The organism is Ruegeria sp. CH2 (assembly GCF_056537065.1).
The window spans coordinates 383,032-406,254 of the sequence record NZ_JBQFQV010000001.1 but is presented as its reverse complement, the minus strand read 5'-3'; the positions used below and the strand labels follow the sequence as shown (position 1 = coordinate 406,254).

The following is a 23,223-nucleotide window of genomic DNA, read 5'->3' as shown; positions in this document are numbered from 1 at the left end:
TTGAGCAGAGCCCAACTATGCGGGAAATTGATCAGACCGGCACGAGTACACCCCAAGAGCCTTGCGCAGGTGATGTTCATGCCTTTCTGGAGAGCCTGACCGGCCCGTCCCGTGGAACGGTTTCCTGGCTTGTTGACAGCGCATTGACTGTTTCTGTTGGCGAAGGCCGTGCGCTAGGTCTGCGCCTGAAAGACAACACACCACCCCATGACGAAGACATCGCAACGCTTCAGTGGTTCGAGGGGGGCTATGTGCTCAACGCGCTGGCAGGGCAAGACATCTGGGTCAATGGCCACAAGATTGTGTCGGCAACGCTGAAACACGGCGACGTGATCGAATTTGGCGAATTGGGCCCGATCTCCCGATACCGCATTTGTACTCAGAGGTTTCCCATTCGTCACACGGTCGAGGATATCCTGAGTGACGCCTATGCTTATGCGCGGTCAAGTCGCCGGCCCTTTGCCCAAAGAATGTCGGGTGCGCTGCGTGAGAGTGGGCGAAGGCTTGTTTCTCAAACCACTATGTTCTTCAGGATTACGGTCGTTGCAGCGATTGCGCTGATCGCAGGTCTGCTGTTCCTGCTTTATCAAAACGACCGTAGACTGGCCGACAGCCTGCAACAGGAAGCCCGCAAGATCGAAGCGGTGTCGGCCATGCTTAGCCAGACGCGGGAAGATGTGCTGACCCCAGAAGACCTTGTGGCGTTGAGGGATGCCTTTCAGAACCAACTGATATCAACCGAGCAGCGGTTGGGTACCCTTGAACAGCGCGCGGGGGCGTCCACGCGGGTTATCACCGCCTCTACTCAATCCGTGGCTTTCATTCAGGGCGCCTACGGATTACGTCATATCGAAAGCGGTAAACTGCTGCGCCATGTGTTGGGCCCGAACGGAGAGAAGTTGCAAACACCCTTCGGTCAACCCTGGATCGAACCGGACGCAACAGGTGAGCCCGCGGAGTTCCAGTTCACCGGCACCGGGTTTCTGCTGGAGGGTACGCCGCTGTTGGCCACCAACCGCCACGTTGCCTTGCCCTGGACATCCGGCGACAAGGCTCAGGCGCTGAAAAACGCAGGTCTTGAGGCCGAGATGCTGCGGTTGCTGGCCTATCTGCCAGGTCAGGCCGATCCGATCGAGGCCACTTTGGACCGGATCAGTGAAACCGCTGATCTGGCACTTTTGTCGGTTGATCCAAACCGTATCGAGGGGCTGGGATTACGACTGGCCGATGACCTTCCTCGCAGCGGTGACGAAGTCTTTCTTCTGGGGTATCCTACTGGCCTGAAAGCGTTAATTGCGCAGGCGGGGCCGGAATTTCTGAAAACGCTCGAGAAAGACGGGTCCGTCAATTTCTGGACGATCGCCGCACGGTTATCTGCTCAAAACCAGGTTCAACCTCTCGCCAGCCGAGGAATCGTGGCGCAGACAAGCCCTGGTGCAGTCGTTTACGACGCAGAAACAACGTCAGGAGGAAGCGGAGGGCCGGCCCTGAACCGCAAGGGAGAGGTGGTCGCGATTAACGCCGCGATCCTGCCAGAGTTCGGGGGGTCAAACATCGGGGTTCCGGTTTTGCATCTGAAAACCTTGCTGAATGAAACTGTCAGCCAGTAATCAATCACTGGTCTGGAACGGCGATTTTTGAACAAAGAATACGACCGTCAACGGAACGATTACGGAAGTCACGGCTACGGCGATCAACAGGTGTCCAAGTTGGCTGTAATCGGCAATCGATGTGACGACACCGGTTTCCGGGTCGGTTACCGCGCGCGACACCACGAAAATCTGGTTCATGTATTTCGTTGCCAAACTGCTGGCCGACAAGGCCATGTTGGTGAATGACGCCATGACGGCAAAGAAAGTTGCCTTCAGATGCACAGGAGCATTACGTGCGATCCAGGCCAGCATCGGAACCATCGCGATTTGACCCAGCGGGGATTCAACTGCGGTGTCGAGGATTGCAATGAACCTTGCGTCTACGATCCCGCCGGTATGCGCAGATGTCCATTCATGCACGCCGTAATACAGCGCAAGGTTGGGCAGGGCGAGGACCCCCGACGCGATGGTCAGAATGATGACGACCTGCGCAATCGAGCGGTTGGCTATAAACGGTCTCAGGACGATGAGCCCGACCAGTGCGAGCAGGGACGTCAGAAGCGCCAGGATTGCCAGGAACTGCTCGTCAAACCCCAACTCGTCGATTTCGAACCAGGTCAGCCCCGGCCCGGGCAGGGGAACCGCACGAAACACGAAAATGATTATCGCCGTACCAATCAGAGCCTTTGCCTGATTTGGGTTCAGTTCCTTCACCAAGCGCGACATCAGGTACAAGATCACACTCAGTGAGACTACAAATATAGTTTCCTGGGCAAGATGGAAATTCGATGTTCCCAATACGATACTCAGTACAACAAAGGCGAGACCGCCCAGCAGGATCGGCCATTTAACCTCGGTGGTTTCGTCAGGGGTATGCGGGAGATGACCTAGGCGAAGATGTTGACGCTGTATCAAACCGTGCAAAACCACACCGCTGACGGACAACAGCGGAATGACAAGCGCGATCAGATAGACGTTGCCATACAATGCAAGACGGTCTGATTTCTGCATGCCCTCGGTTCCCGAGAACACCCAGATATTGACCGCGGCTACGGCAGCGAATCCCGAGAAAATGGCGATCCTGCCCAGTGTTTGCATTGTTGTATGCTGCGCACGGGTTTCCTCGGGCGAAAACGGCTGCCCGTCGGGATTGATCTTTGGAACGGCCTCGACCGTCATCGCGTCGGCGACGACATCCTGAATGGCATAGCCGGAAGGCGCCAAGAGCAGGGCGATGATATACCAGTGTTCCAGCGGCATGACATCAGCCATATGTCCGGGAAAGGCTACAAGCCCGTACATGGTGAGCAGGGACAAGGTGATTATGGTCGCCCCCAATAGGATCAGCAATGACTTCCACCGCCAAAACAGATCAACGATATGACCCAGTGGCATTTTCAAGATCCAGGGAAGCCCGGCCCAAAACGCGAGCCCGGCAACAAAGGAAGCGGATAGGTTAAGATAGTCCTTAAGAAAAAAGGCGCCGACGACCGATGTCAGGCCAGAAACCCCGGCGGCAAAGTAGACCATGAGCGGTGGCAGGTAGGACCATCGCATCTGTCGGGCCAGATCAACAAAGGTTCTGTGCCACCATGCAGAAAGCGGCGCTCCTGTAGAAGGCTGGTCAGTGGTCATGTTCACGTAAATCGCATCGCAGGATTTCCTTGACCCAATGATACAGGCTTACAGAAACGCGGACGCAAAAAGCAACAAACTGGTCACCACCCCAAAGAGGGGAACAACAAGAGGCACGCGGAACTGCGGTTCATCGGTTTCAGCCCGGGTCTTCAAAAGGATCAGTGAAAGATTGACCAGCACAAAGACCCCCAGAACAATTTGCGACGTGCGCTCGGCCAGAATGGCGATTGGAATCGTTTGGGTCAGCAACAGGATTATCGCCGTGACCATGATTGTCGCTACCGTTGGTGTCTGAGTGACCTGAGATACCGTAGCCAGAAACTTTGGCAAATGATCTCGATCCGCGAGCCCGTAAATCACGCGGGATGCCATGATCATCTGGATCAGAACGCCATTGATTGTGGCTACGATGGCAATGGCCGAAAACCCTTGCTGGATAACGTCGGGCGCGTCCGTGAAGATCAGGGCCAGCGGTGCGGCGGACGTCGAAAGGACATCGATCGGCACCACATACAGAACAGTCATGGACGTACCAAGATACAAGACCGTGGCCAGAACAAGCGTCAACAGGATCGCTTTCGGGATTGTTCCGGCGGGGTCTTTAACTTCTTCAGCGACATTTGCCATGTCCTCGAAACCCACGAAGGCGAAAAACGCCAGAAGCGAAGCGGCCAAAATCCCTCTCCAGGCGTTTGGGTCCAGCCCGGGAACCATCTGGGTGAGCGCATAGCCCTGAGGCTCAGGAAGGGACAGGCCCCAACCAATAACGACAAGTAGCCCGCTGATCTCTATGATGGTAATGACTGCCGCCACCATTACCGACTGCGTGATCCCCCATAGGGCGATCAGCCCCATGATCAGAACTACACCGATTGTCAGACTTGAAATGCCTAAACCTGTAAGCGTTTGAAGGTACGACGCGGCCCCGATAGCCACGGCCGAGGCCGAGATGATGCCCGAGGCGGCCACCGCGAGACCAACCAGAACGGCCATCCAGCTTTTCTGAAACCCTGCTTCGACATAAGCGGCTTCACCCGCACTCACAGGATATCGGGTTGCCAGTTCTGCGTAGGACAGGGCAGTCAGCGCAACAACAAGCGCGGCAATCAGGAACGAAACAGCGGCATACGGGCCCGCTATCCCGGCCGTCGCACCAACAAGCACGTAAATTCCAGCGCCCACGGTTACCCCAAGCCCATAGAGCGTGAGCAGCGGGGTCGTCAGCGCCCGCCGCAGCTTTGGTGTCTTTTGTTCAACGATGGACATCATCTATCCGCCAATTGGAATGCGTTGCGTGTCTTGGTTTGACATTAAAGTTTCTATGCTTGGTCCCGTTGCCTCGATCATATGAGTGACTGACGTGCGGTTGGTCCCGAGAAGCCAGAGCGTAGTCGGCAGAAGAGCGCGCCTCGCATTTGCCGCGCCCGTGGAGTGAAACCTTCGCGCCGTTGAAGTACTGATCACCGGTAAATTTGCTTGGGGTCAGGCAGGTGAGCGTCGGGCCCGTTGATATATTCGTACTTCACTATGTGGTCACTTTGCGTGCTTTGACTCAGGTCAATGAAAGCGGATCGTCACACTGAATCGTAGACCGGTGCGCCTTTTACACGCAATGAACCGCCGAACTTTCTGAGCCTTAAGGAATGCGGTCAAGCAAGGAGTCTCGGGTGACCAAATGGGTCAAAAGCTCCAAAGACTGGCCCGCAGAGTTCGTTTCGATCATTCGTATCAACTCCTGCGCAGCCTTTTGACCCATTTCACGGTGGGGCACATGAACCGTTGTCAGGGCAGGGCTGACAATGCGCGCGATTTCGATGTCGTCAAAGCCTGTAACCGACACGTCTTCGGGCACTCGGAGCCCCATTTTCTGCGCCTGCCTCAATGCGCCGACTGCCAGAACATCGTTTCCGCACAAAACTGCGGTCGGCGGCATGTCAGTCGCCATGAGATCCCTGAATGCCGTCGCGCCATTTTCGAATTCATACGTGGTTTCGATCACCATTAGGTCATCCGGCTGCAGGCCGTGTTCAGCCATGGCGCTTTTTATCCCAGCGATCCTGAGCCGCGCCCGGTCATTACCCGAACTGATACCCGATATCGTCGCAAGACGCGTATGTCCCTGTCTGATGATCTGGTCTGCCAGCGCTTTCATGGCCTTGCGGTTGTCGAACCCAACTGACGGCACAGGTTTATCCGGCAGAAAGGACCAGGCAACCAGCGCGGGCACTTTCCGTCTGTCCAGATAATCGTAAATATCTGCGTCCCTGTCATGACCGATCAATAACAGCCCATCCGCACCCCGTGCGACCAGGGTTCGGATCTGATCCTTTTCCGCTTCGGGCTCATAGGCTGAACTGGAGACCAGCAGCGTGTAACCACGCTGATGTATCTCTTCCTGAAACGCCTGCAACCCCCTTGCGAATATCGCGTTTTCCATGGTGGGGATGATGGCGCCAATGGTAAATGACCGCTTGGCCGCCATCACGCGGGCCGCGAAATTTGGCGTGTACCCCAATTCCTCGACCGTCGACAGGACACGCTTGCGCGTTGCTTCAACAACTTGTTGCGGGTTGTTCAGACACCGGGACACTGTCGCGGTCGAAACACCCGCGGCCTTGGCAACGTCATCCAGTGTCGGAGCAGACCGATGTTTTGACATTCTCGAACTCTCAATTCCAGTTGGCTTAAGTTAATCGCATTTTTCAAATGATGAAAGCACCAATGTAAGCGCTTGCAATATTGATGTAAGCGCTTACAAAGGTGTTGAGCCGATTCTGAACGGGAGTCCCGGAAATGGTCCTTGCTGCATCTGTCGTCGTTTTCGCGATCTATTTCGCCAACGTTGCTTTGGGTGCTTTCGCAGGCCGCGCGTTTCTTGGTGACGTAGGAGAGATGTTGGTTCTGTTCGCGGCGTCGATTTTGTTCGTTGTCGCGATTCTGAAAAAGGAAGCTGACCGAAACGCAACAGACGGCAGCTGAACTTTTGCTTGGGAGGGCAATTCATGAACAACGACGAGATTGAACTGACGTCAACAGAACGTCGCAACTTTCTGAAGCTGAGCGCGAGTGGCGCGTTCACGGCCGCATTGGTTGCTGGAGCAGGGGGTGTTTTGTGGTCTTCCGAGGCTGCCGCGCAAACCGCAAAAGAAGAGAGTGAGCGCGAAAAGGCCGCAGACCACGTTATGACGGTGGCTACAGCCTACGTGCTGGGCGCGTCGCGCAGCTATCCGATCATGCAGCTGGACCTGAAGGAAAACATCCAGAATGCTACCAACGGCAAGGTCTATGTCAAATTGGCCCCCGGCGGCCAGCTTGGCGCAGGCGGCGCGCTGGTGCAGAAAGTACAGGGTGGAACCATTCAGGCCGCGCAGCACTCGCTGTCGAATTTTGCACCTTTCGCGTCCACGGTCGACCTGATCAACATGCCGTATCTGTGCGGATCGAACCAGCGCTTCACCAACCTTGTCCATTCGGACACGTGGAAAAGCGAAGTCCACCCCAAGGTCGAGGCGGCAGGCTTCAAGGCCTTGTTCTATGTGAATATCGATCCGCGTGTTGTCGCTGTCCGGCAGGGTGGCAATGCGGTCATAACCCCGGGCGACATGAGTGGGATCAAGTTCCGTGTTCCCGGATCGAAGATGCTGCAACAATACTATCGTATGGTCGGTGCCAACCCGACGCCTGTGGCATGGGGTGAAACACCTTCGGCGATCAAGCAGGGTGTTGCCGACGCGCTCGATCCGTCGGTCGGGGCGCTTTATGTTTTCGGTTTCAAGGACATCCTTAGCCATGTGACCTTCACGCAAGCCGTTCCGGACAGCCAAGTGTATTCCTGTAATCTGGAGTGGTTCAACTCGATGCCTGCAGACGTGCAGGAAGGCATCATGTGGGGTGCCGAGATGACCGGGCATCAGAACCTGTCCAAGGTTCCGTCGGCCCGCGCCTATGCCATGGCCGAGTTGAACAAAGCTGGTGTTGAATTCCATTCTCTCAGCGATGATCAGCTGGCGGAATGGCAGGATGCCGGTGGGTATCAGCGTTCGGAATGGGATCCGTTCAAGACGGAACTGGCCGGTTCGATGGACAACTTTGAGAAGCTGGTCGAAGCGGCTGGTACGCAGGGCAAATACTACGTCCACGACGCCTAAGGTGAAACCCGTGGGCGCCTGCGGGCGTCCACGATCTTGTACTGCGCGGCCGACAGTGGCCCGTCAAGGCAGGTGCGGACTTGGCTGTTCCATCGCCGGAGGATCAGATGACCGTTCTTCAGAACATTGACCGAAACGCCGAACGCTGGTTGCTGCTGGTGTTCTACGTGATGCTGGTGATCACCATGGCCATCGAGGTGCTGCGGCGCGAGATATTCGCCTATTCCTCGATCTGGGGCGAAGAAATCGTACGGTATTCCTTTATCTACCTTGCCTGGATCGGTGCGGCTGCCGCGGTGAAAGAGCGCGCCCATATCCGGATCGACGTGATCATGCACTACGTCGGGCCGCGCCCCAAAGCACTGCTTTATATCTTCGGCGATCTGGTGATGTTCATGGTGGCGATCATCGCACTCTACTGGTCGTATGAAGCGGTTCACGTTTCGGCCAAGTTTGGTTCCGTTACGGACGGTTTGCGAATTTCCAAGGTTTGGTTCCTGATGGCTGTGCCGACCGGGTTTGCCCTGATGATCTGGCGGCTGATCCAATCCCTGTTACGCGATCTGAAATGCCTTCGCGACGGCACGCCCGTCTTCGAAGGCGACAAACTGTTTGACTGAGGAGAGACCGGATGCTTTGGAACTCCCTCAATCAAACCGTTGAACTGGGCTGGGATTTTTATCTGCCGGTGATCCTGTTTGTTGCCCTGATCGCTTTGGCCGTACCGGTTTGGGCGGCCATTGGAACGGCTGCGATCGTAATGCTGATCATGTCCGGTGACCTTCCGCTCAGCCTTGTCGGAGAGAGCCTGTTTACTGGCATCGACGCTTTTGCCCTGACTGCTGTGCCCTTGTTTATCCTGACCGGGGATGTTTTGGTTCGGACAGGGTTGTCACGCAAGTTTCTGGATGTTGCCGAGGCTTTGACATGCTTCGCCAAGGGGGGCTTTGGATCGGCCACGGTGCTGGTCTGCGGAATGTTTGCCGCGATTTCGGGGTCGGATGCTGCGGGGGCTGCTGCGGTGGGTCGGATGACCATCAACCGGTTGGTGGAAAGCGGGTATCCGCGCCCCTACGCCTGTGCTCTGGTCGCGGCCGGTGCCTGCACAGGCATCCTGATACCGCCCTCAATCGCCTATATCATCATCGGCCTTGTGCTGGGCATCTCCGCATCAACGCTTTTTCTGGCCGCTCTGATCCCGGGTCTGGCTATCCTGGTCTCGATCCTGATCACCAACATCATCATGAACCGCCTATATGCATACGAAGGCGGCGGCATGATGACCATGGGGGAGTGGTTGGCCAATCTGGGCAAGGCGCTCAGGTCCGGCTGGTATGCCTTTATCGTACCGGGGATTATCTTTTACGGTATCTTCTCGGGGCGCCTGACGCCGACTGAGGCTGGTGCCACGGCTGTTGTCGTCACCATCATCATGGGCTTCATCTTGCGTACACTGACACTGGCCGACTTTCCGTCGATGCTGGTCAGTTCTGCCAAGGTGAACGGGGTGATCCTGCCGATCATCGCCTTTTCGGCACCGCTGGCCGAGGCGCTGGCGATCATGGGCGTTCCGCAAGGGTTTGTCACTTCGGTGACCTCGCTGACAGACGATCCGTATCTGCTGATCCTGCTGATGATCGGCATCCTGATCGCAGCGGGCTGCGTCATGGAGACGACACCGAATATCGTGATCCTGGCACCGATCCTGAAACCACTGGCTGACAATATCGGCATGAACGAGATCCAGTTCTGCATCATGATGATCACCGCGCTGGGAGTGGGTTTTATCACCCCGCCGCTGGGGCTGAACCTGTTCGTCGTATCTGGCATTACCGGTGAATCCATTCTGAAGATTGCCGCCCGAGCCGTGCCTTTCGTATTGACCATGCTGATCGTGGTGATCCTGATCGCCTACGTGCCAGCCGTGTCGACAACATTGCTACCTGAAATCTACCAATAGGACCTGCTGAACATGCCTCGTGAATATCTAAAAAAGGCAACTTTAACGGCTCAATCACACGCCTCAGAGGTGCATGATACGGTGAAGACAATTCTGACCGATATCGAGGCGGGCGGTGATGCAAAGGCAAGAGAATACGCCGCCAAGTTCGACAAGTACGAAGGGAATGTCTTGCTGACCCCGGCTGAGATTGAGGCCGCCTGTGCAAAAGTTTCCGAAAAGTTGAAAGCCGACATCCGTTTCGCCCACGACAATGTCAGGCGCTTTGCCGAGACGCAGAAAGCCACCGTTTCGGACGTCCAGACCGAGATTGTGCCAGGCTTCGTTGCTGGGCAGAAGGCGATCCCAGTGGACGCTGCGGGGTGTTACGTGCCGGGGGGGCGATACAGCCACATCGCCAGTGCGATTATGACAGTGACCACCGCGAAAGTTGCGGGATGTCGCCACATCACGGCCTGCTCGCCCCCGCGTCCCGGCGAAGGGGTTGCGCCTGCCATCGTTTATGCGGCGCATATCTGCGGGGCCGACAGCATTCTGGCTATGGGGGGCGTGCAGGGTGTTGCCGCCATGACCTACGGCCTGTTTGGTCTACCGCGCGCCAACATCCTTGTGGGCCCCGGCAATCAGTTCGTGGCCGAAGCCAAGCGCATCCTTTACGGCAAGGTTGGTATCGACATGATCGCAGGTCCGACCGACAGTTTGATCCTTGCCGATCAGTCCGCCGATGCGCATGTCGTCGCCACCGATTTGGTCAGTCAGGCCGAGCACGGATACAACTCGCCGGTCTGGCTGGTCACCGATGATCGCGACCTTGCGCAAAAGGTGATGGAACTGGTGCCTGCGCTGATCGCAGATCTGCCGGAATTGAACCGCGAAAACGCCTCGGCCGCATGGCGCGATTATGCTGAGGTTATCGTCTGTTCCAACCGCGAAGAGATGGCCGCCTGTTCCGACGAATACGCACCTGAGCATCTAACGGTTCAGGCTGAGGATCTGGATTGGTGGCTGGAACGGCTGACCTGTTACGGATCGCTGTTTCTGGGCGAGGAAACAACCGTGTCATACGGAGATAAAGCGACCGGTACGAACCATGTTCTGCCAACCTCGGGCGCGGCCAGCTATACTGGCGGGCTGAGTGTCCATAAATACATGAAGATTGTGACGTGGCAGAGGGCCACGCGCGAAGGGTCGAAGCCCATTGCCGAAGCGACCGCGCGGATATCGCGGTTGGAAGGAATGGAAGGTCACGCCCGTGCCGCAGATGTGCGTCTTGCAAAGTATTTCCCGGACGAGCAATTCGACTTGACCGCCGATGGATGACCCGCGCTCATTGTTTGACCTGACTGGCCGGGTGGCGTGTATCACCGGTGCCAGCTCGGGACTTGGGCGGCAAGTGGCACGGACTCTTGCCGCAGCAGGTGCGCGTCTTGTCGGTATAGCCCGGCGCAGCGAGGCATTGGCGCAGATGCAGGCCGAGATTGGCACGCGCGCTGCAACGGTTGTTGCAGACGTTGCAGATCGAGATGGGGTAAATGCGTTGACACAGGCCGTCGCTTCCAAGTTTGGCCCTCCGGACATACTGGTCCATGCGGCTGGGGTGAACACGCGTGAGGCTGCGGATGATGTTACTCCTGAGGGGTGGGATGCCACGCTTGCCCTGAACCTCAGCGCACCGTTCTTCCTCAGCCAGGCGATGGTTCCGGCGATGAAGGAAAAGGGGTGGGGGCGAATTGTCAATTTCGCCTCGCTGCAAACAACGCGCGCTTTTCCAGGTGGTATCGCCTATGGCGCATCCAAGGCGGGGATCGGGCAGTTGACACGCGCCATGGCCGAGGCGTGGTCGCCTTTCGGCATAACCGCCAACGCCATCGGGCCGGGGTTCTTTCCCACCGAACTGACTCAGGCCGTGTTCGATGACCCCAAGCGCGCAGAACGGAACGCCGCGCAAACCTGTATCGGACGCAACGGACGAATGCAGGATATCGACGGACCGATCCTGTTCTTATGCTCTCGGGCGTCTGACTATGTCACGGGACAGGTTCTGATGGTTGACGGAGGGTTTACTGCCAAATGAAGGCTCTGGTTTACAAAGGTGTTGAACACATGGTGTTTGACGATGTGCCGAATGCCGAACCGGGCGCATCGGAACACCTGATCCGGGTCGAGGCGGTTGGCATCTGCGGATCGGACATGCACGCCTATCTGGGCCATGATGCACGTCGCCCAGCGCCCCTGATCCTCGGGCACGAGGCAGCCGGTGTCATAGCTGATGGTATCCGCGCCGGTGACCGGGTGACGATCAACCCGCTGGTAACCTGTGGCCAATGCGCGGCATGTCGGGCGGGTCGCGAGAATCTGTGCCCGGACCGCCAGATCATCTCGATGCCACCGCGCGAAGGGGCGTTCGCGCAATATGTCTCGATGCCAGGCAGAAATCTTGTCGACGTGCCCGATGATGTCCCTTTCGCCAAGGCTGCGCTGGCTGAACCTCTGGCTGTAAGCTGGCACGCAGTCAGACTGGGGATCGAGGCTCAGCATTCTGCGATGGACCGCCGCGCCTTGGTGATTGGCGGAGGGGCTATTGGCCTTGCGGCGGCCTTGGCCCTGCGGGCGCAGGGTATTGAAGACGTTACAATCGCGGAACCAAACGCGTTGCGCCGGACTTATCTGGCGGAAATCGAAAGTTTTGCACTTGTGGATGCGCCCAATGGGTCTTTCCCGTTGGTCATTGATGCTGTTGGATATGCCGCGACACGGTCGGTCGCTTCGGCCCTGGCCGCGCCGGGTGGCGTGATCGCGCATGTCGGATTGGGTGAAGATGCCAGAGGTCTGGACGTGCGTCGCATGACCTTGCAGGAGATCACCTTTATCGGAACCTACACCTACACCGCGCAGGATTTCCGCGACACGGCTCAGGCGATCTTTGACGGCCGTCTTGGCGCCCTGAATTGGGTTGATGAGCGTGCACTGGCCGATGGCGCGCAGGCGTTTCGCGATATCCGCTCTGGCTCTGTAGCCGCACCGAAGATTATCCTGAGACCCTGGGGATAAACCTGACAGAACTGGAGGCCACCATGTATAAGAAAATTCTGGTCCCGATGGCTTTGGATCACGGCATTTCACAGCATACGCTGGAAGTCGCGCGTGCCTTGTCCGAAAACGGGGCCGAGGTCATCGGCTTGCATGTCTACGAAATGCCACAGGGATCGGTCAGCGCCTATCTGGACAAATCCGCAGTAGCCGAAGGGTTCGAGCGCGCGAGGCAGGCCTTGTTGCAAAAAGTTGACGGGCTGGATGGTGTGAAAGCCGAAATCATCAAAGGGCACACCGCCCGCACCATCATTGACTACGCGACCAGCAACAATGTGGACTGCATTGTCATAGGTTCGCATAAACCGGATCTAAGCGACTACTTTCTGGGATCGACAGCGTCACGCGTTGTTCGTCATGCCCCCTGCGCTGTACATGTGCACCGCAGAACCTGATTTCCTTAATCGCGCCAAGCGCCCCAACAGGACCAACAGCCCGACCATGAACATAGACAAGAAGATAACCGACGACCTGGTGGCCAACGATATCTCGTTCGTCACCACCGTCCCCTGCAAGCAACTGGCAGGCGTCATCGCTGAAATCGACCAGCGAGAGGACATCTATCACATCCCGTCCAACAAGGAAGACGAGGGGATGGGCCTGTGCGCCGGGGCATGGATGGGCGGCAAGCGTCCCGCGATCATCATGCAAAACACCGCAATCGGTGTGACGATCAACACGCTGGCGACACTGATCCAGTTTTACCGCATGCCATTGCCGATGCTGATTTCCTATCGCGGAGAGCTGCGCGAACCGGTTGCCTGCCAGGTTGAAATGGCCGTGCATACCAAAGCGCTGCTGGCTCAGCTGAATATCCCGACTTATCATTTCCACCATCAGTCAGATGTTGAGGAGCTCGACACGATCCTCAAATACACCTTTATGTGCAATAAACCGGTCGCCATTCTGACCGATGCCAGTTTCTGGGGAGGCTATGGCGACCAATGATCCGTTCTGAGATTCTGAAAGAAATCGCTCCGATCCTGCGCGATCAGCTTGTTGTTTGTAACATCGGCATTCCAAGTCAGGAACTGCATGCCATCGACGACCAGCCCACCAATTTCTACATGCTGGGCACGATGGGGCTGGCCTCATCCATCGGTCTGGGTCTGGCCTTGTCGCAGCCCAAGCCGGTTATCGTGATCGATGGGGACGGGTCGGTTCTGACCAATCTGGGTACCTTGCCGACCATCGCCAACAACGTGGCGGACAACTATATCCTGTTGATCGTCGATAATGGGTCGTACGGGTCCACTGGGGATCAGCCGACGTATGCCGGGCAGAAGACCTCTCTGGCGAAAATGGCGGAAGCCGCAGGATGCGAGCGCGTAATCGAATGTCAGGCCGAAGACACCGGCCGCGTGCTGCAAGAAGCGCTGGATTCGAAACAGATGACCATCATCGTGGCTAAGTGCGAAAGCGGAAATGCCAAGATGCCTGTTATCACGATGGATCCGGTGGTGATCCGCGACCGGTTCATGAAGGCCGTACAGGCCTGATGTTATCCAGCGCTATCCACAGTTCCGAGGACGCCCGCCGCCTCGCGCGGCGGCGTCTGCCGTGGATGGTATTTGACTATATCGACGGTTCCGCCGGGTCCGAGGTTGGTGCAGCCCGAAACAGGGCTGCACTGGATGCGCTGACCCTTCGCCCTAGAATTCTGAATGATGTCAGCGAAAGGTCGCTTACTTGTTCCGTCTTTGGCAGGTCGACCCAACGCCCGTTTGGCATCGCACCGATGGGCATGTGCAATCTGTCGGCCCCCGGTGCAGATCTGATGCTGGCACGTCTTGCGGCGCGGTACGAGGTGCCGCTTGGGGTCTCAACCGTCGCATCGACCCCGTTGGAAGACCTGATTGTCGAGGCAGAAGGACATGCCTGGTTTCAGCTGTATTTCAGCGGCGATGGCAGTGGCACGTTCAAGCTGGTCGAGCGCGCAAAGGCTGCGGGGTACGAAACGCTGGTACTGACGGTTGACGTGCCCGAAGTGGGACGTCGCCCGCGTGAATTGCGCCATGGGTTCAGGATGCCATTCAAAATGGGGCCAAAACAGGTGCTTGATTTTGCCCTGCACCCCCGGTGGTCGCTATCAACGCTACTGCGGGGCAAGCCCGAAATGGCGAATTTCCTGATGGACGGATATGATTTTGATCGACGGGAAAGCCGGGCCAAGGCGACTTGGGAGACTTTGGACCGTCTGCGCGACCAGTGGGCCGGGAAACTGGTCGTCAAGGGCGTTCTGGATGCAGAGGACGCGCTGAACCTCAAGTCGGCAGGTGTCGATGCCATTCAGGTCTCAAGCCACGGTGGCCGCCAGTTGGACAGTGCGCCCGCGCCGATTGCCGTATTGCCTGAAATTCGGAACGCCGTCGGTCCGGAATATCCGCTGTTTTACGACAGCGGTTTGCGCTCGGGCGAGGATGTTTTGAAAGCCTTGGCAAACGGCGCAGATTTTGCCTTCTTCGGCCGCATCCTGCAATTTGCAATCGCGGCAGAAGGGGAAGAAGGGCTTGAGCAACTGTGGTCTGTGCTGAGTGATGAAATGAGTATTGCCATGGCGCAGATGGGCGTTTCGTCGCTGGACGAGGTGCGTCTCGAAACCTGAAACCAGTTTGGGGAACGACCCGAGGCGTACCTGCGAGTCGTTCCTATGCTGGTTTAACCGCGGCGTCTGCGACGGCGCCCACCGCCTGTTTCGCTCTCTCCACCTGTGTTGAAGCTTGGATTGGGCAGCGTGACAACCTGCGCCAGTTCCGGAAACGGATCGGTTTTGTGCGGGATCGCGTTGGCGGCCACGAAATGATCCTGGAACTTCGGCTCAATTGCGGTTTCGATCTTGGTGATCTCGCGCACGACGCGTTCGATTTCAGCGCGTGATCCGATATTGCACAGCGCAATCCGCGCACCTGTACCAGCGGCGTTACCCGCGCTGGTGACCTTGTCCAGCGGTGCATCAGGGATCATGCCCAGAACCATGGCGTGTTTGGTCGAAATATGAGCTCCAAAGGCACCGGCCAGAACCACACGATCCACCTTGTCAACTTCCATCTCGTCCATCAGCAGACGCGCACCGGCATATAGCGCGGATTTTGCCAGCTGGATGGCGCGGATGTCGCCCTGCGTGACGGTGATGCGGGGGCCACCTTCGGCGCTGGCATCGTGAATCAGGTAAGCGTGTGTGCGTCCTTCAGGAATGCAGCGGGCCGTTCCAGTCTGTTCGGCCGATCCGATCAGGCCGCTTTCATCCAGAAGGCCAGCCATACGCATCTCGGCCACAGCTTCGATAATGCCCGAGCCGCAGATGCCGGTGATACCAGTGGTGGCGACATCAAGGTCAAAGCCGTCTTCGTCCGACCATTTCTCGGACCCGATGATGCGAAAGCGGGGTTCCTTGGTAAGGGGATCGATTTCGATCCGCTCGATCGCGCCGGGTGCTGCGCGCTGGCCAGAACTGATCTGAGCGCCTTCAAACGCAGGCCCGGTAGGTGAGGAACAGGCCAGAACGCGGCTGGTGTTGCCCAGCAGGATTTCGGCATTGGTGCCCACATCGACGATCAGAACCAAATCCTCGGATTTGCCGGGTTCTTCGGACAGGGCAACCGCCGCACAATCCGCGCCCACATGGCCCGCGATGCAAGGCAGGATGTAGACCTGCGCGCGGGGGTTCATGGTGGTCAGTTCCATCTCACGTGCGGGCAGGGACATCGACTCGGACGTGGCCAGGGCAAAGGGCGCCTGACCCAGCTCGACGGGATCCAGACCCAGCAGCAGATGGTGCATGACCGGGTTACAGACAAACACCGTTTCAACGATCAGCGCGGTGTCAATGCCGGCTTCTTCGGCGATTGCGGTGGTCAGATCATTGATCGCCTCGCGCACGGCTTTTGTCATTTCCCGATCCCCGCCGGGGTTCATCATGGAATATGAAACACGGCTCATCAGGTCTTCGCCAAAGCGGATTTGCGGGTTCATCAGACCCGATGACGCTTTGACTTCGCCGGTTTCCAGGTCGGTCAGATGAGCCGCAATCGTAGTTGAGCCGAGGTCGATGGCCAGCCCATACATCCCGCCTTCGTGCAGGCCGGGCCAGATTTCGACAATGCGTGCGACGCTGTCCTTGTGGCCTTTGTGAACTGCCACAGTGACTTCCCATTTGCCTTTGCGCAGAACCGGCTGCAGCTTGGACAGAAGCGATAGGTCCGCCGTGGCCGCGTCAATTTTCCATTGCTCGCGCAGCGCACGTTCAAGGCGCTCCAGATCGCCGGTTGGCGAATGCATGTCGGGCTCTTCCACCACCACGAAATACAGACGCGTTGCCGGATCCATGGTGATGGCGCGTGCAGTGGCGGCCTTGCGAACGACCTGACGATGCACCTGGCTTTCCGGCGGCACGTCGATCACGACATCGCCCTGAACCGAGGCCTGACAGCCCAGACGACGACCGGGTTTCAGGCCGCGCTTGTCGTCATAACGTTGCTCGACCGCGTTCCATTCGCTCAGCGCATCCTGGGCCACCGTGACGCCGTGCTTGGGAAATTCGCCATAGCTTGGGGTGATCTGACACTTTGAACAGATACCGCGGCCCCCGCAGACCGAATCCAGATCCACTCCCAATTGGCGGGCTGCGGTCAGAATGGGCGTGCCGACAGGAAAATGCCCGCGTTTGCCGGACGGGGTAAAGACGACAAGTGGGTCGTTGGTCATGAGTGACATGCCTTTTTGTGTTCGCGCGTTTTCCCGGCAAGATATGGGTTTGAGCGCAAAGGGAAAGGGCTATCAGCGGCACGATTTGCACGGCATGCGTCGTTTTCTTCGGCTGTATAGTCAACTAGAGCCACAGAGTTGCCCTCAAGGGCTTTTCCTTTGGTTCAATCCATGCAATAGGGTCACCGCCAAACGGGCTTTTGCATGGGGTATTCAGATGCAGATTCGTGAGGCACTCACCTTTGACGACGTTCTTCTGGTTCCGGCCGCATCTTCAGTGCTGCCGGCAACAGCGGACACCACCACGCGTGTCACGCGTGAGATTACCATGAACATCCCGCTGCTGAGCTCGGCCATGGACACGGTGACCGAGGCGCGCATGGCCATTGCCATGGCACAGGCAGGCGGTATCGGGGTCATCCACAAGAACCTTTCCGTAGAAGAGCAGTCTCGCGAAGTTCGCCGCGTCAAACGGTTCGAGTCGGGCATCGTCTACAACCCTGTTACCTTGCGCGCGGACCAAACCCTGGCCGATGCGAAGGCTCTGGTCGAGCGCTATAATTTTACCGGTTTCCCGGTAGTTGACGCGGATGGCCGCGTTGTTGGTATCGTGACCAACAGGGATATGCGCTTTGCCAATTCCGACAACACTCCGATCAAGGCGATGATGACCTCGGAAAACCTGGCAATGCTGAAAGAACCCGCCGATCTGGAAGAGGCTAAAAGCCTGATGCGGGCCCGTCGTATCGAAAAATTGCTTGTGGTTGATGGCACGGGTAAACTTACAGGTCTGCTAACGTTGAAAGACACCGAACAGGCGGTTCTGAACCCAACAGCGTGCAAAGACCGGCTTGGCCGCCTGCGAGTGGCTGCCGCGACTTCGGTTGGAGACGCGGGTTTTGAGCGGTCCGAGCAGCTGGTAGCTTCGGGCGTTGATATCATTGTGGTCGATACGGCGCATGGTCACTCTCAGGGCGTGCTGGATGCGGTGAGACGGGTCAAAACCCTGTCGAACGAGGTTCAGATCATTGCCGGAAACGTTGCTACAGGCGAGGCGACCAAGGCGCTGATCGACGCAGGTGCTGACGCCATCAAGGTGGGTATTGGCCCCGGCTCGATCTGTACAACACGCATGGTGGCGGGCGTTGGTGTCCCTCAGTTGACCGCGATCAGTGATTGTGCCGCCGCGGCGGGGGATGTTCCGGTCATTGCGGATGGTGGCATCAAGTTTTCGGGCGATTTTGCCAAGGCAATTGCCGCCGGTGCGTCGTGCGCCATGGTGGGTTCGATGATCGCGGGCACAGACGAAAGCCCGGGTGAGGTCATTCTGTATCAGGGCCGGTCGTTCAAATCCTATCGCGGTATGGGCAGTCTTGGCGCGATGGCGCGCGGATCGGCGGATCGGTATTTCCAGAAGGACGCGGCAAATGACAAGCTGGTACCTGAAGGGATCGAAGGGCAGGTTCCTTACAAAGGATCAGCCAGTGCAGTGATCCACCAGCTTGTTGGTGGTTTGCGCGCTGCGATGGGATACACCGGCTGCGCGACTGTCGAAGAGATGCGCAGAAACTGCCAATTCGTGAAGATCACGGGCGCAGGTCTGAAAGAGAGCCACGTACACGATGTTCAGATCACACGTGAAAGCCCGAACTACCGGGTGATGTAAGCCGTTGCGCATGACATACGGCACCCTAGCACGGGGTGCCGTAGTGATTTTGGATTGGCCTGTCACGGCCTTTTTCAGCCAAGGTAATCCGTGATGACACCTGCTGCCCGCGTTCAGGCCTCGATTGAAATTCTGGATGAAATTCTCGCCGGGGCCCCGGTTGAAAAGGCGCTGACCGGCTGGGCGCGGCGCAGCAGGTTTGCGGGCTCCAAGGATCGGGCAGCTATTCGCGATCATGTGTTTGACGCTTTGCGGTGCAAACGCTCGTTTGCTGCGTTGGGTGGTTCCGGAACTGGTCGCGGCCTGATGATCGGCGCCATTCGCGCATCGGATGAAGACCCTGTTGAGTTGTTTACCGGCGACCGCCACGCGCCCGAAGCCCTTCAAAATGACGAAGTATCAAGGGATTTTGCATCCGAAGCCGAGAGATATGATTTTCCCGACTGGCTGTGGCCAAAGCTCGTCGCATCCTTGAACGATGCCGCCGTTCCTTGCGCATTGGCATTGCAGGAACGCGCCCCGGTTTTTCTGCGGGTCAATTTATTGAAAACGGATGTAACCTGGGCGATTGATGCTTTGGCGACCGACGGTATTTCAGCCCGTCCAACGCCGATTTGTGAAACCGCTCTGGAGGTGACAGAGGGCGCGCGTCGGATTGCGCAAAGCCAGGCATACGCTCAGGGTTTGGTCGAGCTTCAGGATGCGGCAAGTCAGGCGGTTGTTGCTTCCTTGGATCTGCGCTCTGGAATGCGCGTTTTGGACTACTGCGCCGGGGGCGGTGGCAAGTCGCTTGCGATTGCTGCGAACAAGGGTGTCGAGGTTTACGCTCATGATGTGAACGCGCGCCGAATGAAGGATATTCCAGCGCGGGCAGAACGGGCCGGGGCCAGAATAACCATCCTGAACAGCGCAGATCTTGCCAATCACGGGCCTTTTGACGTCATTTTGGCCGACGCCCCGTGTTCCGGCAGCGGTTCGTGGCGGCGCGCACCGGCAGGTAAATGGGCATTGACTGAAGACCGTTTGCAAGATCTCACGGTCATCCAAGCTGACATTCTTGCACAAATCACGCCGTTGGTCCAAGCAGGTGGAGTGCTGGCATATGCAACATGTTCGGTTCTTGCCGACGAGAACGATGCGGTTGTCGACAGGTTTCTGGCGCAACATGCGGGCTGGCGTGAAACCTTCCGGCAGGCATGGCAGGTAACTCGCGGGTCCGACGGGTTCTTTACGTCACACTTGACGCGCTGATCTTTCGGTAAATACAACCTTGGGTAGCTAACTTGTTTTTTAACGCCGTTAGGCGAGTGTTAACCAATTCTACCTGTTATTACCGCAAAACCTGTGCCCGAGCCGTTTATGCCTGACATCACTGAATTTGTTCCAGCCCCTTCAGCCGCTAATACTCCATCGGTGTTTCGGATCGGGTCGTTAGTGTTTGTGGCGCTGTTGATCAGCCTGGCACCTGCGGTTGGGTTTCTGCCGTCGGATTGGACAAAAGGTTTGCTGGCAACAGGCATTTCCCTTTTGGTTGTGGCGCTCTTGTTTGGGATCAAGGGGGCGATTACGAACAGGCATTTGCAACAGATATCAGCCCTTTTGGCCGCTTTCGCAGAGCGCGAGGATGCTCCGGTCGTGATCTCAAACGGGTATGGTGACATATTGGCCGCGAACGTCCTGGCGGACAAAAAGCTGGGGGCCATACGAGGCGAAAACCTAGCCCGCTGTTTGCGCTCCAGGTTTGCTAACCCTTCGGCGATCTTGTTGAGCCTACAATCGCGGGCGCAATCCACAGGAAGCGCCCAGAGCGAGTTTCCCGGTGGCGATCGGACTATTTCGGTTTCCGTGCACCGATTGCGGCCGGGACTGTTCTACTGGAACTTTAGCTGTGTTCAACAGGATAGCTGGCAAACCCTTGGCTTGCCGGTCGTAACCCTTGGACGCGCAGGTGACGTATTGCGCGTCAATGCCACGGCCGAGCGTTTGTTTGGTGCGCACCCTGCCAGGGCGCAGGATATTTTCAGCGAAGCCGAACCGCGGACCGGGGCTGTCAACGCAGTCAGGACCCGCGATGGTCATATTCTGGCAGCCGTGTCCGAATTTTCTCAATCCGTGTCGGAACGAAGCCTTTGTTTGTTACCGATTACGCAGGTGCCCGCACAGGATGCGGTCATGTCCTTCTCTGACCTTCCGGTTCCAATCCTCAGACTTTCCGAGGACGGCATCATTCTGGACAGTAATCGGCTGGCGGCGAAACTGTTGGGAAAGAAGCAGCTTGAAGGCGGTAACATCAGCGACATCATGCGGGGCGTGGGGGGGCCTGTGCTGGATTGGTTGAAACGAACCGAGGCGCATGAAGAAACGCAGCGATCAGAGTTTTTGCAGTTCATTAGGGACGACAAGGAAATCTTTGTTCAAGTCACCCTGAGCCGTGTGTTTGTCGATGGAAAGATATGCCTGATCGCGGTTCTGAACGATGCGACTGAACTGAAGACGCTCGAAGCTCAATTCGTTCAGGGCCAGAAGATGCAGGCCGTGGGGCAATTGGCCGGAGGTGTTGCACATGATTTCAACAACCTGCTGACGGCCATTTCCGGTCACTGCGATCTGCTGCTGTTGCGCCATGACCAGAATGACCCGGACTACGGGGATTTGGTGCAGATCAATCAGAATGCCAACCGGGCCGCCGCGCTGGTCAGTCAGCTTTTGGCGTTTTCGCGAAAACAGACCCTCAGGCCCGAAGTGTTGGATCTGCGTGACACGATATCGGATCTTATTCACTTGCTGAACCGTTTGGTTGGCGAGAAGGTGCAATTGACGCTGAGCCACGATCCGGTGCTCAAACCCGTGCGGGCGGACAAGCGTCAACTTGAGCAGGTGCTGATGAACCTTGTCGTTAACGCACGAGATGCCATGCCGGACGGTGGTGAAATTCGCATTGAAACCAGTGTGTTGACCCTTTTGCAGCCTCTCATGCGGGACAGGGCAACCGTACAACCGGGCGACTATGTGACAGTCAAGGTTGTGGATGGCGGTGTTGGTATCCCAGCAGATAAGCTGCAGAAGATTTTCGAACCCTTCTACACCACGAAACGAACTGGTGAGGGCACCGGGTTGGGGTTGTCAACGGCCTACGGGATCGTAAAGCAAACCGGTGGGTTTATCTTTGTCGACAGCGCAATTGGATGGGGCACCGAGTTCACTGTCTTTCTTCCGGTTTGCGCGACGACGTCCGAGGTCGAAACTGAATCGCCAGTCCAGCCCGAAGCCCAGAGCGCCAGGCAGGGCGAAGGCGTGGTGCTGCTGGTCGAGGATGAGGCGCCTGTTCGCGCCTTTGCGACCCGCGCCCTGCGGCTGAAAGGTTACACCGTGCTCGAGGCGGACTCGGCGGAAGAGGCGCTTCGACTGCTTGAAGATTCCGCGTTAAGTGTTGATGTATTCGTCACAGATGTTGTCATGCCAAGAATGGACGGGCCCACTTGGGTGCGCAAGGCCATGGAGACGCGCCCGGATGCGCGTGTGATTTTCGTGTCCGGGTATACCGAAGGCGTTTTCGGCGATACCGGTCCGGATATTGCCAACTCAACCTTTCTGCCCAAACCGTTTTCCCTCACCCAACTGACAGAGGCCGTGTTTCAACAACTCAACTGATGGATCACAATGCGGCTTTGTGCAGCGCAAATTCTTCCGGGCAGGCATTTCTAAACTTCTGTTCGGTAGCAGGTGACAGATGCAAATCTCCCGGAGGCGATACGTTTTCGCGCTTCAGGTCGATCTGCATGTCCAGACGTGTTTGCAGAAAGTCCAACACCTTGTCCTGATGTTCGTATTTGAAGATATGACGAGCGCCAGCACTGTCGTTGCGGGTACGGAAGAATTGCGCCTGGCTGCCGACATTTGCGAACTCGGGACGTGTGTCCAGCAAATAGGCTTGAACGAATGCGTCAAAACTCATGTCACGTGTCGAGCGCGGTTGACCTATCAAGTCTTCACGACTGCGAAACCGGTACCAGCTGCCCAGCCAATCCAACGGCTCGCGCACAACGGCCATAATTTCCATCTCGGTATCAAACAGTTTTCGAAACATGGTCTGGAAAAACCGGTCATACCGACGCACCGGGGCGTGTTTCAGCTCTGGCGGATGTGTCACGATGAGATCGGCCCGGTCACGCAACGCCGTGTGATAAGCCGTGCTTCCGGTCTTGGGGACTGAAAGAAAAGCAAGTCGTTCTTTATAAAAAACAAGCATTTATCGGTTCCCGAGGTTGCCATGTTACTTGTGCAGATTGTCGTAAACGACTCTTTAATACAATTGCAGAAGACTGATTTCTGTAAGTTTTAGTTGAAATGTTCTCTTTTTGATCTCATAAGGAACAAGAGGCGAACAAAGCAGCGATTGCCGCCCGATTAAGGGTGTGACAAAAG

General features: G+C 57.1%; 20 protein-coding genes. 15 read left to right on the top strand and 5 right to left on the bottom strand.

Features of this window, described 5'->3' with window-relative positions; genetic code table 11:
• Window positions 1-17: 17 nt before the first annotated feature.
• Window positions 18-1,610 (top strand): trypsin-like peptidase domain-containing protein, encoded by a 1,593-nt coding sequence (locus ACR0M9_RS02015; RefSeq protein WP_480772728.1) that lies wholly within the window; start codon window positions 18-20, stop codon window positions 1,608-1,610.
• Here the strand turns inward: ACR0M9_RS02015 and ACR0M9_RS02010 are convergent, their stop codons facing one another.
• The 3 genes from ACR0M9_RS02010 to ACR0M9_RS02000 form a co-directional block, all read right to left on the bottom strand.
• On the bottom strand, window positions 1,611-3,227 hold the full coding sequence (locus tag ACR0M9_RS02010) for an MFS transporter (RefSeq protein WP_480772727.1): 1,617 nt from the start codon (window positions 3,225-3,227) through the stop codon (window positions 1,611-1,613).
• 48 nt (window positions 3,228-3,275) lie between these two features.
• Entirely contained in the window at window positions 3,276-4,499 is a 1,224-nt protein-coding gene (locus ACR0M9_RS02005; RefSeq protein WP_480772726.1) for an APC family permease, read from the bottom strand.
• Window positions 4,500-4,866: 367 nt separating this feature from the next.
• Entirely contained in the window at window positions 4,867-5,889 is a 1,023-nt protein-coding gene (locus ACR0M9_RS02000; RefSeq protein WP_480772725.1) for a LacI family DNA-binding transcriptional regulator, read from the bottom strand.
• Between the two features lie 134 nt (window positions 5,890-6,023).
• On the opposite strand from ACR0M9_RS02000, the gene ACR0M9_RS01995 reads away from it, so the two are divergent.
• From ACR0M9_RS01995 to ACR0M9_RS01945, 11 genes are all read left to right on the top strand, one after another.
• Entirely contained in the window at window positions 6,024-6,209 is a 186-nt protein-coding gene (locus tag ACR0M9_RS01995) for a hypothetical protein (RefSeq protein WP_267366030.1), read from the top strand.
• Between the two features lie 23 nt (window positions 6,210-6,232).
• Window positions 6,233-7,378 carry a TRAP transporter substrate-binding protein gene (locus tag ACR0M9_RS01990; protein WP_480772724.1) on the top strand — a complete coding sequence of 382 codons (1,146 nt, stop codon included), beginning with the start codon at window positions 6,233-6,235 and terminating at the stop codon, window positions 7,376-7,378.
• 107 nt (window positions 7,379-7,485) lie between these two features.
• Window positions 7,486-7,998, top strand: a complete 513-nt coding sequence (locus ACR0M9_RS01985; protein ID WP_480505117.1) for a TRAP transporter small permease — start codon at window positions 7,486-7,488, stop codon at window positions 7,996-7,998.
• An 11-nt stretch (window positions 7,999-8,009) separates the two neighbouring features.
• Entirely contained in the window at window positions 8,010-9,338 is a 1,329-nt protein-coding gene (locus tag ACR0M9_RS01980; protein WP_267366028.1) for a TRAP transporter large permease, read from the top strand.
• A 12-nt stretch (window positions 9,339-9,350) separates the two neighbouring features.
• Window positions 9,351-10,658 (top strand): histidinol dehydrogenase, encoded by a 1,308-nt coding sequence (gene hisD / locus ACR0M9_RS01975; protein WP_209503872.1) that lies wholly within the window; start codon window positions 9,351-9,353, stop codon window positions 10,656-10,658.
• Window positions 10,651-11,412 (top strand): SDR family NAD(P)-dependent oxidoreductase, encoded by a 762-nt coding sequence (locus ACR0M9_RS01970; protein WP_480772723.1) that lies wholly within the window; start codon window positions 10,651-10,653, stop codon window positions 11,410-11,412. Before hisD ends, ACR0M9_RS01970 begins: the two co-directional genes overlap by 8 nt.
• Window positions 11,409-12,389, top strand: a complete 981-nt coding sequence (locus tag ACR0M9_RS01965) for an alcohol dehydrogenase catalytic domain-containing protein (protein WP_480772722.1) — start codon at window positions 11,409-11,411, stop codon at window positions 12,387-12,389. The genes ACR0M9_RS01970 and ACR0M9_RS01965 overlap by 4 nt, the downstream gene beginning before the upstream one ends.
• Before the next feature lie 23 nt (window positions 12,390-12,412).
• Window positions 12,413-12,823, top strand: coding sequence for a universal stress protein (locus ACR0M9_RS01960; protein ID WP_209503875.1), 411 nt, complete (start codon window positions 12,413-12,415; stop codon window positions 12,821-12,823).
• Window positions 12,824-12,869: 46 nt separating this feature from the next.
• Complete coding sequence (comD, locus tag ACR0M9_RS01955) at window positions 12,870-13,376, top strand: sulfopyruvate decarboxylase subunit alpha (RefSeq protein WP_209503876.1); 507 nt, start codon at window positions 12,870-12,872, stop codon at window positions 13,374-13,376.
• Window positions 13,373-13,927 carry a sulfopyruvate decarboxylase subunit beta gene (gene comE, locus ACR0M9_RS01950; protein WP_209503877.1) on the top strand — a complete coding sequence of 185 codons (555 nt, stop codon included), beginning with the start codon at window positions 13,373-13,375 and terminating at the stop codon, window positions 13,925-13,927. The genes comD and comE overlap by 4 nt, the downstream gene beginning before the upstream one ends.
• The gene (locus ACR0M9_RS01945) at window positions 13,927-15,033 is read left to right on the top strand and encodes an alpha-hydroxy acid oxidase (RefSeq protein WP_480772721.1); all 1,107 of its coding nucleotides are present in this window, start codon (window positions 13,927-13,929) and stop codon (window positions 15,031-15,033) included. The genes comE and ACR0M9_RS01945 overlap by 1 nt, the downstream gene beginning before the upstream one ends.
• Window positions 15,034-15,086: 53 nt before the next feature.
• Here the strand turns inward: ACR0M9_RS01945 and ACR0M9_RS01940 are convergent, their stop codons facing one another.
• Entirely contained in the window at window positions 15,087-17,132 is a 2,046-nt protein-coding gene (locus tag ACR0M9_RS01940) for an ASKHA domain-containing protein (RefSeq protein ID WP_480772720.1), read from the bottom strand.
• Between the two features lie 217 nt (window positions 17,133-17,349).
• On the opposite strand from ACR0M9_RS01940, the gene guaB reads away from it, so the two are divergent.
• From guaB to ACR0M9_RS01925, 3 genes are all read left to right on the top strand, one after another.
• Window positions 17,350-18,798 (top strand): IMP dehydrogenase, encoded by a 1,449-nt coding sequence (guaB, locus tag ACR0M9_RS01935; RefSeq protein WP_480485596.1) that lies wholly within the window; start codon window positions 17,350-17,352, stop codon window positions 18,796-18,798.
• 93 nt (window positions 18,799-18,891) lie between these two features.
• The gene (locus tag ACR0M9_RS01930; protein WP_480772719.1) at window positions 18,892-20,049 is read left to right on the top strand and encodes an RsmB/NOP family class I SAM-dependent RNA methyltransferase; all 1,158 of its coding nucleotides are present in this window, start codon (window positions 18,892-18,894) and stop codon (window positions 20,047-20,049) included.
• Window positions 20,050-20,157: 108 nt separating this feature from the next.
• The gene (locus ACR0M9_RS01925) at window positions 20,158-22,449 is read left to right on the top strand and encodes an ATP-binding response regulator (protein ID WP_480772718.1); all 2,292 of its coding nucleotides are present in this window, start codon (window positions 20,158-20,160) and stop codon (window positions 22,447-22,449) included.
• Between the two features lie 4 nt (window positions 22,450-22,453).
• Here ACR0M9_RS01925 and ACR0M9_RS01920 read toward each other — a convergent pair whose 3' ends face one another.
• Complete coding sequence (locus ACR0M9_RS01920) at window positions 22,454-23,047, bottom strand: sulfotransferase family protein (protein WP_480480866.1); 594 nt, start codon at window positions 23,045-23,047, stop codon at window positions 22,454-22,456.
• Between the last annotated feature and the right edge of the window lie 176 nt (window positions 23,048-23,223).